The organism is Geobacillus sp. FSL W8-1251, assembly GCF_038005945.1.
Lineage (GTDB): Bacteria > Bacillota > Bacilli > Bacillales > Anoxybacillaceae > Geobacillus > Geobacillus stearothermophilus.
The window spans coordinates 384,077-398,092 of the sequence record NZ_JBBOUF010000001.1 but is presented as its reverse complement, the minus strand read 5'-3'; the positions used below and the strand labels follow the sequence as shown (position 1 = coordinate 398,092).

Sequence of the window (14,016 nt, the reverse complement as noted above, 5' to 3'; positions counted from 1 at the left end):
GAATTTCGACAATGCTCGATTGTTTTTTTTAGTAAAATAGAATTATGTTAACGAAAGAGATAAAAGGGAGCATCGGTTTTTGATGAAAGCAAAAGGAATAATTGACAATAGACAAAACGGTTTAGTAGGCGACGTTCTAAAAGCGCATATGACAAAAGGCAGCAAATTATCCATTGCTGCTGCGCACTTTACTTTATATGCGTTTGTGGAGCTGAAAAAAGAGCTGTCACAACTCGATGAATTTCGTTTCATTTTCACAGAGCCTGCCTTTGTGCGCGGAAACCGTGCGTTAAAAGGACTAATCGAGAAAAATGAAGCGGCACTGTATGGAGTGGAAGAAGAGCGAAAATATAAAGTAGAGTTAAATCAAGCATACATAGCCAAAGAATTAGCGAAATGGCTGAAACGAAAAGCACAAATTAAATCAGTCACCAATCAGCGCATTCAAGGCGGTTTGTATCATGTCAAAAACAACGATGGAACGCAAATCGGCTTAATCGGCGGTGCGCCGTTTTCCAGCCCAGGTCTAGGCTACAGCAACTCTTCCAATATTTATATTAACCATATTGTCGACGATGAGCATTCAAATACCCAACTGCTTCGTCAGTTTGACGCCATTTGGCAAGATGAACAAGCACTGCAAGATGTGAAAGACGAAATATTGCGGCGCTTAGAAGGGATGTATAAAGAAAATTCGCCAGAGTTCATTTACTTTGTGACGCTCTACAATCTATTTAAAGGCTTCTTGCAAGATGCGAAAAACTACGAATCGCTACAAACAAGAACGGGATTTGAAAATACGGTCATTTGGAACAAACTTTACGATTTTCAGCGCGATGGGGTAATTGGCGCCATCAATAAAATCGAAACGTATGGAGGATGCATTATCGCCGACAGCGTCGGGCTCGGAAAAACGTTTGAGGCGTTAGCGGTCATTAAATATTACGAACTGCGCAATCATCGCGTTCTCGTGCTGGCGCCAAAAAAATTGAGGGAAAACTGGGCTATTTACCGTTTAAACGATAAGCGCAACATTTTGGCGGAAGACCGCTTTTCCTATGACTTGCTCAACCATACCGATTTATCGCGTGAGCGCGGATATAGCGGCGATATTAATTTGGAGCATGTGAACTGGGGAAATTATGACCTAGTCGTCATCGATGAATCACACAACTTTCGCAATAATGATCCGCGCAACGATCGGGTGACGAGATATTCCCGCTTGATGAACGACATTATTAAAGCGGGAGTGAAAACGAAAGTGTTAATGCTTTCTGCCACCCCTGTCAATAACAAGCTCGATGACTTAAAGAACCAGATTGCTTTCATTACGGAAGGAAATGACAAAGCGCTAGCGGAAACGGCGAACATCAAGAGCATCAGCCAAACGATCCGCCGCGCGCAGTCGCAGTTCAACAAATGGAGCAATCTTCCTGAAGAAGAGCGGACCACTGAGCGGTTGTTAGATATGCTAAACTGGGATTATTTCACCTTGCTTGACTCATTAACAATCGCCCGTTCGCGCCGCCATATCGAAAAATATTACAATGTGAACGCGATCGGCTCGTTTCCGACCCGCCTGAAGCCAATCAATATTAAAGAAACAATTGACGCTAAAGACGAATTTCCGCCGCTGGAGAAGATCAATAATGAAATATTGCGGTTGCGGTTGGCGGTATATTCGCCAATGCAATATATTTTTCCTCATAAAAGGGCTATTTATAACGAAAAGTACGATACGAAAGTGGCAAACGGAAGAATTTTTAAACAAACCGACCGGGAAAATAACCTTGTCTATTTAATGAAATCCAACTTGTTGAAACGATTAGAAAGCAGCATTCATTCCTTTTCTTTAACATTGGAAAACATTATTCATCAGATCGATTCGCACATTCAAAAAATAGATCAATATGATCCGAAAAACGAAACGATCGGAGATATTAATGATATAGATATGGAAGATCCTGATTTAGAAGACGCGTTAATCGGCTCGAAAGTGAAAATTTTCATCAAAGATATGGATCTAATCCGATGGAAGCAAGATTTATTATATGACCGCGAGATTTTAGCGAAGTTGCTTGCGCAAGCGAGAAGGATAACGCCAGATCGCGATAAAAAATTATTGGCATTGAAAAAAGTCATTCAAAACAAAATCGAGAATCCGATTAACGACCAAAACAAGAAATTGCTCATTTTTACTGCGTTTGCGGATACGGCGAAATACTTGTATGAAAACTTGCATGAATGGATTTATCGTCAATTTGGCTTGCACTCTGCTGTAGTAACTGGCTCGGATCATCCAAAAACTACATTAAAAATGAAAAAAGTCGACTTCAATAATGTCTTAATGAACTTTTCACCTATTTCGAAAGAGCGGGCAAAAGTAATGCCCGAGATGAAAGAGGAAATTGACATACTGATCGCTACCGACTGTATTTCCGAAGGGCAAAACTTGCAAGACTGCGACTACCTTGTCAACTATGATATCCATTGGAATCCGGTTCGCATTATTCAGCGTTTTGGCCGTATCGACCGGATTGGCAGCAAAAACGAACGGATTCAACTAGTCAACTTTTGGCCGTCGCTGGAACTCGATGAATATATTAATCTCGTCAACAGGGTAAAAGACCGAATGACGATTCTCGATATTTCTTCCACCGGAGAAGAAAACGTCATCGCCGACAACAGCAATGAAATGAAAGATTTGGAATACCGCCGCAAACAACTCGAAAAACTGCAAAACGAAGTCATTGATTTAGAGGACATTTCCGGAAATATTTCTTTAACCGATTTTACGTTAGACGACTTCCGCATGGATTTATTCAATTTCATGAAGGAACATAAAGAAGCGGTGGAAAAAGCGCCGCTAGGGCTTTTTAGCATTACCGTGAACAAAAATGAAAAACTAAAAGACGAAATTAAGCCTGGGGTTATTTTTTGTCTAAAACAAATCGATCACGTCACATCATCGAACGAACAAAACGCGCTCCATCCATATTACTTAGTGTATGTACGGGAAGACGGCACGGTGTTGTATAACCATGTCCACGTAAAGAAAATTTTGGACTTATACCGTTCGCTATGCAACGGAAAAAAAGAAGTGAAGCGGGATTTATACGAAACGTTTTACCAAGAGACGAAAAACGGAAAAGACATGGGGCAATATAAGGCGCTGCTGGAGAAAGCGGTGGAAGATATCGTTGGCAAAATCGATCAGCAACTAACGCTGAACATATTTAGCCTCGGAAACTTGGACAGCTTAGTGACGAACGCGAATGCGAGTTTGCAAGACTTTGAAATTATCTCTTATCTTATCATTAAAGGGTGAGAGTGGTGGCTGGATTCACATTTTATGCTAGAATAGGGCTGGACGATAAAGTCCGCCCTTTACATAAGAAGTTGGATAAAAAAATGTTTTACAATTTCGCTGATTTAACGAAAAAGGAAAAAGACTATATTACGAAATACATCGATCGGATTGAGCTAACGTATTTATTAACTCCAAGTGTGATTAATATCCAGCCATTCATCAATGAGGATTACCATTACGAAGGCGTTATGTTTATCACGATTCGATTAAGAAACGAAACAAAAGACGCCTGCCTTCCTGTCATTGGAGAGATTATTCAAGGATCGTTGCCAAACCCTGTCGTCATCGTATTTGAAAAAGAAGGAAACGTTCAGGTTGGTACGTGTTTAAAGCGATTAAACAAAATCGATAAAACGCAAGTTGTTTTGGAGGAATTTGCGTATACTCCGTGGTTTTCATCCGACAGTGACGATGAAACGGTTCGGCAATTTATCGATGCGGTTCACATAACAGCGTTATCTTTTTCTCACTTCTTCCGGTTTTATCAAGACATTCATATCGCGGTACAGGCGTTCCAGCACGCCAAAGCGGTCGGTGCTTTTTACATCGCTACCGATGAAGAATCGCGCCAACTGATTGCGCAAATTGAACAGGCGGAAGCGGAAATCGCGAAATGGAAAAATCAAATTAAGAAAGAAACGCAGTTTAACCGGAAAGTAGAGTACAACATGAAAATTCAGCAATTAACGAAGCAAATCGAGCAGTGGAAACAACAATTGCGATGAAAGAGGGGAAGCACGATGGAAAAACTAGATGGAAAATCAATGGATATTGTAAAAGCGAACATCGAGGCGTTAAAGCAACTATTTCCGGACGTGGTCACCGAGGGAAAAATCGATTTTGAAAAATTAAAACTGATTCTTGGGGAAGAGATCGAAGCACGCAATGAAAAATATGAATTCACCTGGCACGGCAAAACACAGGCGATGAAACTCGCGCAAACGCCATCCACCGGCACGCTGCGGCCGGACAAAGCATCCAGCAAAAACTGGGATACGACCGAAAACCTTTATATTGAAGGCGACAACCTCGAAGTATTAAAGCTGTTGCAAAAATCGTATTTCGGCAAGATTAAAATGATCTATATCGACCCGCCGTATAATACGGGGAAGGATTTTGTGTATAAAGATGATTTCCATGACAATATCAAAAATTACAAACAAGTCACGCAGCAAACAACAAAAGCGAATACGGAAACGAATGGACGGTATCATACCGATTGGTTGAATATGATGTATCCACGGTTGAAGTTGGCAAGAAATTTATTGAGAGAAGATGGCATTATATTTGTTTCTATAGATGATAGAGAAAAAGCTAATTTAAGAAAAATTATGGATGAGATTTTCGGAGAAGAAAATCTACTTTCTGAATTGGTATGGGATTTAGGAACGGGGACTCAAGCAGGACATTTTACTAGATCACATGAGTACATTTTAACTTACGCAAAACATAAAGATAGTCTCCCCAACTTTTCAGGTGGAGATGGAGTAATTGAAGATCGAGCTACTAAAAAGATTTCAGCTATATACATGCAACATGAAGAGTTAACTTCTCAGTCATCCTGCACACCCTAAGCGCTGCAGCACTTCCTCCGGACGTTCGTGGATGTAGTGGACAAACCGAGTAATGGCTTGAATGATATCGTTGCGATCCTTGTGAAATACATTGGCAATCACCGTATCTTTCAGCCATTTCCATAAGCGTTCGATCGGGTTCAGCTGTGGCGAATAGGGAGGAAGGTAAATAAAGTGAAAACACTGCCCTTCTTCCTGCAAAAACTCCTTGACCATTTTGGCATGGTGAATGCGGGCGTTATCCAACACCAAGACCATGAGACGGTCCGGATAGCGCTCTTTGAGCATTCTCAAGAAATCCAAGAACGTCGCGGCATTGGCAGCGGTCGTTTGATGAAGCACCGTTTCGCCATCGTGGATGTTGACCGCGCCAAACAGCGATACGTGGGCATGATGGCCGAACGTCGGCACTTGTTTTTGGCGGCCGACTTCCGACCATGTGGACCGCAAGACATGGTAAGAGCGGATATGTGTTTCATCAAGGTACAACAAGACCGAATCAGGATCCATTAAGTTTTTTTTTATGAAGTCGATCTGTTTCTCAAAATTCTTTTGTCGATCCGGATCGCCTTTCGCCAATGTGTAGGTCGGCCGTGTCCACGACAGCCCTTTGCGGTGCAGGAGTTTTCGCAACGCTTCGCGGGAAATGGAAACACCGAAGTGCTTTTCGACATAGGATTGCAGGAGTTTGGTGTTCCACGCCGAAGCGACGTCCCAGCCCAGTTCCGCGGGAGTGGTGGTCAACACAAGCTGTTTGATCTCTTCCTGCTGTTCTTCGGTGAGAAACGGCTCCCGCCCGGGGGCGAAATCCCGATGAAGCAAGAGCTCCAGACCGCCTTCGTTGAACAGCGACACATAATGGGAAACGGTTTGTCGGCACACGTTGACCATGGAGGCCACCTCTTTGCCCAAATAGCCTTCCATGACCAGGCGAACCGCCATCACCCGTTGGCGAAGAAGGGTGTTTTTGATTTTCCGTTCCTGTTTGCGAAGTGTCCGAGGTGTCCATCCGTGATCGTTGGTGATTTTGAGACGTTTCATGCAGAATTCCGCTCCTTTTCCATGCTTTTCCTTAGGAGCAGTATAACCGGAGTGGGCACCACTTATACGAAGGTTAACTTTTCAATGAGCATATATATAAAAATCCAGCAAGTACGTTTGATTTTCCAGCTGGAGTTAAGTTTGAAGCACCTGATGGGACGGAGTTTACAGGAGAATGGGGAGGCACAGAGAAAATTCGTCTTATAAAAGGTAGAATGATTGCCAAAAATGGAAAATTAGCCGAGCCAGTAACTCTTGAAGCTGGATGGGCAATGAAAAAACAAATGGAGTCTTGGTTTAAAGGTGAAGAAACGTATGACAGTAAAGGACAAAAAGTTTTAGGTTTTTATTTTAATAGTAATGGAGTACTGAGGTATTTGAAAGAACGTTCTGTAGTTAACCCTCCAACGGTTTTAAGAGAAAAAGGTTCCACAAAAGTAGGTTCTCAAACTGTTGAAAGGTTGTTAGAATTTGATAATCCTTTCGATTTTCCTAAACCTGTATTATTACTAAAGTTTCTAATTGAGTTAGTTACGGATGATGAAGATTTAATATTAGACTTTTTCTCCGGCTCGGCAACCACCGCTCACGCAGTAATGCAATTAAATGCTGAAGATGGTGGAAACCGCAAATTCATTATGGTACAGTTACCAGAACCAATAGATGAGAAATCCGAAGCTTATAAAGCAGGTTACAAAAATATTTGTGATATTGGCAAAGAACGCATCCGCCGCGCGGGCGAGAAAATCGTTCAGGAAACAGGAAAAACGGATTTAGATATTGGCTTTAAAGTGTTTAAGCTCGATTCTTCGAACGTGAAAACATGGGATCCTGATTTCGACAATTTGGAGCAAACCCTTTTCGATTTGCAGGATAACATTAAAGAAGACCGCACAAAAGAAGATTTGTTGTATGAGATTTTACTGAAAATCGGCCTGCCGCTCACCACACCGATTGAAGAAATTGATTATAACGGCAAAACGATTTATAACGTTGCCTATGGTTCCGTGTTAGTATGTTTAGAAGATGACATCGATTTGGATATCGTTCAGGAGATGTTGAAATATCAATCCGAGCATATGTCGCCGAAAGTCATTTTTAAAGAATCCGGCTTTATGAGCGACGCGGTGAAAACGAACGCCTTGCAAACATTGAAAAAGCACGGCATCACGGATGTGAGGAGTGTATAACCGATGAAGCTGAAGTTTCACGCGGATTTGGACTACCAACGGCGTGCGATTGAGTCGGTGGTGCATATTTTCAAAGGACAGGAACTGAGTCAGTCGAACTTCACCGTTTCGTACGGCCCTGATGCGGGAATGCTTCAAACGGACTTAGGCGTCGGGAATCGGCTTGACCTGACGCCTGAGGAAATTTTAAAAAACGTCCAAGACATCCAGGTGAGAAACGGACTGCCACGCAGCGAACGGCTCGATGGCATGCATTTTACGATTGAAATGGAGACCGGAACAGGAAAGACGTACGTATATTTGCGGACGATTTATGAGCTCCATAAACATTATGGGTTTACAAAATTTGTTATCGTCGTCCCGTCAGTGGCAATTCGTGAAGGGGTGTATAAAACACTGCAAATCACCCGCGACCATTTTGAAGAACTGTACGACCGCACGCCGGTTGAGTACTTTATTTACGACTCGCAGAAGCTTGATCAAGTCCGCAATTTTGCGACGGCGACAACGATTCAAATCATGATCATCAATATCGATGCGTTCCGCAAAAGCTTTGAAGATCCAGAAAAAGAAGATAAAGCGAACGTCATTCATCGGCCGAACGACCGTCTAAACGGATACCGCCCGATTGAATTTATCCAACAGACGAATCCGATTGTCATCATCGACGAACCGCAAAGCGTCGATACGACGCCGAAGTCGAGGGAAGCGATTGCGTCACTGAACCCGCTTTGTACGCTGCGCTACTCGGCGACGCATGTGGATAAATACAATATGATATATCGCCTCGATGCGGTCGATGCGTACAATCAAAAGCTTGTGAAAAAAATTGAGGTCATGTCTGTCCGGTCCGAACCGTCGTTCAATGTGCCATACATCAAGCTCGTTGAGGTGAAAGAGCGAAAAGCGAAACTTGAGCTCGATGTCGAATCGCGCGGAAAGGTGAAGCGAACGACGAAAACGGTCAAATACGGCGATGACTTGTATGACGTTTCGGGGGAGCGCGAACTGTACCGCGGCTATATCGTCGAGCAAATCGATTGGACGGAAGGAAATGAAGCGGTTGAAATCAACGGCGATCGACTCAGGGTGGGCGACGCAATCGGGGATGTCGATGACGATGCCATCAAGCGGTATCAAATCCGCAAAACGATTGAAGAGCATTTAAATAAAGAATTGTGGCTTCGCCCGCGCGGGATTAAAGTATTAAGTCTGTTCTTCATCGACAAAGTCGCTCATTACCGTGATTATGATCAAAACGGCAATCCAATCAAAGGAAAATATGCGGTGATGTTTGAGGAAGAATATAAGGATTTGATCCAAAAACCGAAATACCGACAGCTGTGGGATGACCCAGGCATTGATAAGGATGTGGAAAAAGCGCACAACGGGTATTTCGCACAAGATAAAAAGGGGCGTCTGAAAGATACAAAAGGAAATACAGAAGCGGACACTGATGTGTACAACCTTATTATGAAAGACAAAGAACGGCTGCTTAGCCTCAATGAGCCGCTTCGCTTCATTTTCTCCCATTCGGCGCTTCGCGAAGGATGGGATAATCCGAACGTCTTCCAAATTTGCACGTTGAAAGACTCCGCGGGAACGTACGTATCGAGACGCCAAGAAATCGGACGCGGATTGCGTCTGGCTGTCAACCAAAACGGGGAGCGTGTGCAGGACTATCATATCAACACGCTAACGGTCATGGCGAACGAATCGTACGAAGAGTTTGTTGCGACGCTGCAAAAAGAAATCGAAGAAGAAACAGGAGTCAAATTCGGCAAAATTGAAAAACATATATTTGCTAAACTCGTCTATGTCGATGAGAAGACGGAAGAGCCGATGCAAATGGGCTATGACTTATCGGTAAAATTATATGAAGAATTAAAGCGAAACGGTTATATCGATAAGCATAGCATGGTCACCTCTGAATTAAAGAAAGCAATAGAAAACTATGACTTGCGCTTAAGTTCGGAGTTTCAGCCATGGCTTCCAGCGATCGTAAAAGAAATAAAACGCCACTTGCAAGCATTGCCGATCAAAGATGGGACGAAAAAGAAAAAAGTCCATGTCAATATGGCGGTTCTCAATCAAGAAGAGTTTCGGCAATTGTGGGACAAAATCAAATACAAAACCGTCTATTCGGTCGATTTTGACAGCGAACAGCTCATTGACTTGTGCATCGCCGCCATTCAGGAAATGAAGCCCATTGAAAAAATCCGCATTGTCAGCCGGAAAGGACGGGTGGAAATTGATCATGTGACAGGCGTACAGGCTCAGGTGGTCAGCGAAAAAGTGGAGGATTACGTGAGCTTGCACCATACGCTTCCGGATGTCATCACCGAGCTGCAAAACCGCACGAATTTAACACGCAAGACGATTGTCCGCATCTTAACCGGCTGCAAGCGGCTCGATGATTTCAAAAACAATCCGCAAAAATTTATCGAAGAAGTGATAAAGATCATCCAGCGTGAAATGAAACAGCTGCTAAAAGACGGTGTGAAATATTATAAAATCGGCGACGATGCATATTATGCGGTAGAGCTATTCCAAAACGAAGAGCTGCTTGCCTACTTGAATGACAACGCTATTCCGAGCGAAAAATCGCCGTTTGACCATATCGTCTATGATTCAGATGTGGAAGAGCGGTTTGCCAAACGCTTTGAGAACGACGAAAAAGTAAAAGTATATGTGAAGCTGCCAAGCTGGTTTAAAATTGACACGCCGATTGGCTCCTACAACCCTGACTGGGCGCTTGTCATTGAGAAAGACGGGGAAGAAAAGCTATACTTCGTCTTAGAGACGAAAGGACAGGAATGGGAAGGAGAATTGCGCCCGGGCGAATCGGCAAAAATCGCCTTTGCCCGCAAGCACTTTGAAGCAATTGGCACGGATATTGAATTTGTCGGTCCGGAGAATGATGTGGAGGCGTTTATGCTGCGGGTGGTTAGCCGTTAGTGATGCATTTACAGGAGGCTGTCCCAAAAGGTGGTACAATGACCTTTTGAGGCCAGCTTTTTTTATTGAATGCTCTCTCCTCTCTTTTTTCTTTCCAGCATTTGTGGCATACTATAGTCAAAGAGGAGGGGCAATACAATGGTTAAGGTTGAGGTTAAACCCAATGTTCTACAATGGGTGATCAAACGCATGGATAATTTTGATCGGCTGAAGGATCAGTTTCCTAATATTGATAAATGGATCAATCAAGAGAGCCAGCCGACGCTTAAGCAGTTAGAAAAGCTTGCAAAAATGACAGCTGTACCTCTTGGTTATTTTTTTCTCCCTAATCCACCAGAGGAGAAGTTGAGAATTCCTCATTATCGCACGGTGAGAGATGAAGGGGCTGTCCGTCCGAGTCCCAATCTTTTGGAAACGGTTCAAACGATGGAAAGACGGCAACAGTGGATGCGCGATTATTTAATTCAGCTAGGCAATCCGCCTTTAAATTATGTGGGGCGTGCGAACTTGTCAATGGATCCAAAACTCGTTGCACAAGATATGCGAAGGACGTTAAATTTGGAAGATGGATGGGCATCAAAACAATCAACTTGGCAGGAAGCTTTACGCAATCTTATTAGAAAAACTGAAGATATCGGCATTATTGTCGTCATTAATGGAGTAGTTGGCAATAATACACATCGAAAACTGGATGTTGCGGAATTTCGTGGTTTTGTCCTTATTGATGACTATGTCCCTTTAATATTCATAAATGGAAGAGACGGAAAAGCTGCGCAAATGTTTACATTGGCCCACGAACTTGCTCATATTTGGTACGGGGAGAGTGCCGCATTCGATTTAAAAAATCTTCAGCCTGCTGATGCTGAAATTGAAAACGCATGCAACAAAGCAGCTGCTGAGTTTCTTGTTCCTGAAGATGAGTTAATTATTATATGGAAACGGGTTGGTCAATCGGAAGATCGTTTTGAACAGGCGGCTCGCTATTTTAAGGTTAGTGAAATTGTGGCGGCACGTAGAGCTCTAGACTTAAACCTTGTGACAAAAGAGGAGTTTTTTTTATTTTATGAAGATTATATGAAGCGGCTTCGACAACAAACGGAACAAATGAAAACAAGCGGAGGCAATTTTTACGCAACTCAAACGATGCGTATCGGCCGTCATTTTGCGGAAGCAGTCATAAGCGCGGCAAAGGAAGGAACGATCCTTTATCGTGAAGCCTATCAATTGACGGGGCTTTCTGGTGACACTTTTGCTAAGTTTGCCGAATATGTCGATACGGGGAGATATATGTATGAGTTCTAGCCATAAATTTGTGATTGATACGAACATTTTTATTGAAGCCTATAAAAGGTATTATTCTTTTGATATCGCTCCTTCCTTTTGGGATGCCCTGCTTCAACATGCCGAAAACGGCAACATCATAAGCATTGACCGTGTTAAACAGGAAATTAATAGCTTTCATAAAAATGATGAATTAAGCGAGTGGGCCAATCATTATTTTGCCCAATGGTTCGAGCCAACCGATAAGATTGAAGTTCTTAGAACATATCAGGAAATTATTACTTGGGCTGTTCAGCAGGGGCAATATTTTGAGGCGGCAAAAAGAGAGTTTGCTAGTGCAGCAGATAGTTGGTTAATAGCGTTTGCAAAGACATACAATTTTATTGTAGTAACACATGAACAATTTCATCCTAATTCCAAAAGCAGAATTTTTATTCCTAATGTTTGCCATGCATTCAATGTGCCCTATGTCGATACATTTGACATGTTGCGCCGGTTAAGTATAAAGTTTTGAGCCTATGTCTGTCATTCTCTGGAGTACTAGTCTTTTAACATTTGCAGTGAACGGCCTATTGAATTGAAAGAAGAATTGGGTAAAAGAAAACATGAGTGATTGATGTAAATTAGCACATTATTTTAGAATCCTTTTTCAAATTACAAATAAACACACCTTGGCGACATAGATGGAGCATGGCAGCGACGTCTTTTCCCAGATATCCTTCCATGACCAAGCGAACAGCCATGACGCGTTGGCGCAGGGCAACATTTTTGATTTTCCACTCTTGTTTTCGGAGAGTGCGTAATGTCCATCCGTGGTCTTTGGTAATTTCTATCCTTTTAATCCTTTTTCTATAAATTTACTAATAGCAGTATAACTGGGGGGGAACAACTTATACGGACGTTAATGTTTCAATGTGCATGTATATAGATAAGGGAGGGAATTTTTCTGCAGTGGATAATAGGTTTGGGGGTTAATTGGAATGCAATCGGGGCAATAGCTTCTGCAATAGCAAGTTTTGCTGCTTTAGTTGCTATAATTATTACTATTAAAACTAACAGGGATAATAATGATGAGAAACAGTTTGCTGTGCAACCATGGTTTCATGTTACTTGCATAGAAAGGATGGGGGCATCTGCATCACTTCGTCTTATTTTATTAAACGATGCATCATCGACAATTAAGATTGATAAGGTAAATATGATTTTAAATGAGGACAATAAAGTAATTAGTCTTGATTATAGGTATCTCAAAAAAGATAGCCAGTATGTATCAACGGGAAAATGTTTCGAAGTGATAATAAAAAATGATGAAATTTTATTTGGAAAGACCGCATATTTAGAAATTTATTATACTAACCTCTATAATAAAAAAATGAAAGCAGTTTCTCCGCGCTTTGAATTTGTTGAAAAATTGAATGAAAATTCATTGTATATTGAACCTAGAGGATTTTTATACATTCCATTTACAAACGAAATAATCAAAAAATAAGACCTATAATGTTCGCCACTTGTCAGAGAGATTATGGGTGCTACACCGTTAAATTGTCTCACAATGAAGGGCGAGTAAAACCAAATGTTCTGTTGTTTTCACACTCCAAAAAATTCACTTGATTTGCAGAAAAGGAGAGTCATAGACCGACTCTCTTTGTTTTATTATTTAGAAAATTCAATTTCAGGCTTTTGCTTTTCTCCTCTCTTTCCGCTTTAATAAAATCGTACCGCTTTTTCCCCTGAAAACTCCCCCGACAGGACGATCCTAATGACATATCTCGAATTGAACATGAACATGGTTTGTGAGGTGATCCGATGGCTGTTGACCACGACCGTTTGTTTAAAGAGTTGATCTAAACGTTTTTCGAAGAGTTTATTCTTCTCTTTTTCCCCAACATGTACGAGCATATCGACTTTCGCCATTTGTCCTTTTTATCCGAAGAACTGTTACCGATGTAACGGCAGGGGAAAAGTATCGCGTCGATCTGTTAGTCGAAACGAAATTAAAAGGGGAAGACGGGCTGATCATCGTCCATATCGAAAACCAAAGCTATGTGCAGCCGTCGTTTCCTGAACGGATGTTCATTTACTTCAGCCGCTTGTTTGAAAAATACCGCACGAACATCGTTCCGATTGCCGTTTTCAGCTACGATGCCATCCGCGACGAACCCTCTTCGTTTACGCTTCAACTTCCTTTTGGCAACATCCTTCACTTCCGCTTTTTCACCGTCGAACTGCGCAAACAAAATTGGCGCAACTATATTCGCATTGACAACCCGATCGCCGCTGCGCTGTTAAGCAAAATGGGTTATACTGAAAGTGAACGAATCGAATTGAAAAAACAGTTTTTACGCATGTTAGTTCGTTTAGAGCTGGATGAAGCAAAGCAGCGATTGTTAATCGGCTTTTTTGAAACATATGTGAAATTGTCGGATGAAGAAGAACAACGATTGCGAAACGAGGTGAACCAAATGGAAACGAAAGAAAAAGAGCAAGTGTTGGAATTGTTGATTTCGTATGAACAAAAGGGAAAACGTGAAGGAGCTGTTAAAGCCGATGATAAAATCCCCAATATAGCCGGAATAAAATTCCCCACTTACAATAGAACCAT

8 protein-coding genes and 2 pseudogenes are annotated in these 14,016 nt (G+C 42.1%); 9 read left to right on the top strand and 1 reads right to left on the bottom strand.

Annotated features, from left to right (window positions below; genetic code table 11):
- Positions 1-82 precede the first annotated feature (82 nt).
- The 3 genes and pseudogenes from NSS88_RS02035 to NSS88_RS02025 form a co-directional block, all read left to right on the top strand.
- Entirely contained in the window at positions 83-3,328 is a 3,246-nt protein-coding gene (locus tag NSS88_RS02035) for a helicase-related protein (protein ID WP_341085329.1), read from the top strand.
- 5 nt (positions 3,329-3,333) lie between these two features.
- Positions 3,334-4,095: a DUF4391 domain-containing protein gene (locus tag NSS88_RS02030; protein WP_341082809.1), complete on the top strand. Its 762-nt coding sequence runs from the start codon at positions 3,334-3,336 to the stop codon at positions 4,093-4,095.
- A 15-nt stretch (positions 4,096-4,110) separates the two neighbouring features.
- Positions 4,111-4,914, top strand: a pseudogene (locus NSS88_RS02025) (site-specific DNA-methyltransferase); the annotation flags it as partial.
- Positions 4,915-4,926: 12 nt separating this feature from the next.
- Here NSS88_RS02025 and NSS88_RS02020 read toward each other — a convergent pair.
- Positions 4,927-5,985: an IS630 family transposase gene (locus tag NSS88_RS02020; protein ID WP_339239467.1), complete on the bottom strand. Its 1,059-nt coding sequence runs from the start codon at positions 5,983-5,985 to the stop codon at positions 4,927-4,929.
- A 215-nt stretch (positions 5,986-6,200) separates the two neighbouring features.
- On the opposite strand from NSS88_RS02020, the gene NSS88_RS02015 reads away from it, so the two are divergent.
- The 6 genes and pseudogenes from NSS88_RS02015 to NSS88_RS01985 form a co-directional block, all read left to right on the top strand.
- On the top strand, positions 6,201-7,175 hold the full coding sequence (locus tag NSS88_RS02015; RefSeq protein ID WP_341082806.1) for a DNA methyltransferase: 975 nt from the start codon (positions 6,201-6,203) through the stop codon (positions 7,173-7,175).
- A 3-nt stretch (positions 7,176-7,178) separates the two neighbouring features.
- Entirely contained in the window at positions 7,179-10,133 is a 2,955-nt protein-coding gene (locus NSS88_RS02010) for a type III restriction-modification system endonuclease (RefSeq protein WP_341082803.1), read from the top strand.
- 138 nt (positions 10,134-10,271) lie between these two features.
- On the top strand, positions 10,272-11,435 hold the full coding sequence (locus tag NSS88_RS02005) for an ImmA/IrrE family metallo-endopeptidase (protein ID WP_049626059.1): 1,164 nt from the start codon (positions 10,272-10,274) through the stop codon (positions 11,433-11,435).
- Positions 11,425-11,928 (top strand): DUF4411 family protein, encoded by a 504-nt coding sequence (locus NSS88_RS02000; protein ID WP_033025174.1) that lies wholly within the window; start codon positions 11,425-11,427, stop codon positions 11,926-11,928. Before NSS88_RS02005 ends, NSS88_RS02000 begins: the two co-directional genes overlap by 11 nt.
- A gap of 450 nt (positions 11,929-12,378) precedes the next feature.
- A complete protein-coding gene (locus NSS88_RS01990) occupies positions 12,379-12,903 on the top strand; it encodes a hypothetical protein (RefSeq protein WP_015863624.1) in 525 nt (174 codons plus the stop codon).
- A gap of 377 nt (positions 12,904-13,280) precedes the next feature.
- Positions 13,281-13,948: pseudogene (locus NSS88_RS01985) on the top strand (DUF4351 domain-containing protein); the annotation flags it as partial.
- Between the last annotated feature and the right edge of the window lie 68 nt (positions 13,949-14,016).

Coding starts and splice junctions, on each gene's coding strand:
- NSS88_RS02015 (WP_341082806.1), top strand. CDS start 6,201: ATGATTGCCAAAAATGGAAAATTAGCCGAGCCAGTAACTCTTGAAGCT.
- NSS88_RS02000 (WP_033025174.1), top strand. CDS start 11,425: ATGAGTTCTAGCCATAAATTTGTGATTGATACGAACATTTTTATTGAA.
- NSS88_RS02010 (WP_341082803.1), top strand. CDS start 7,179: ATGAAGCTGAAGTTTCACGCGGATTTGGACTACCAACGGCGTGCGATT.
- NSS88_RS02020 (WP_339239467.1), bottom strand. CDS start 5,985: ATGAAACGTCTCAAAATCACCAACGATCACGGATGGACACCTCGGACA.
- NSS88_RS02035 (WP_341085329.1), top strand. CDS start 83: ATGAAAGCAAAAGGAATAATTGACAATAGACAAAACGGTTTAGTAGGC.
- NSS88_RS02005 (WP_049626059.1), top strand. CDS start 10,272: ATGGTTAAGGTTGAGGTTAAACCCAATGTTCTACAATGGGTGATCAAA.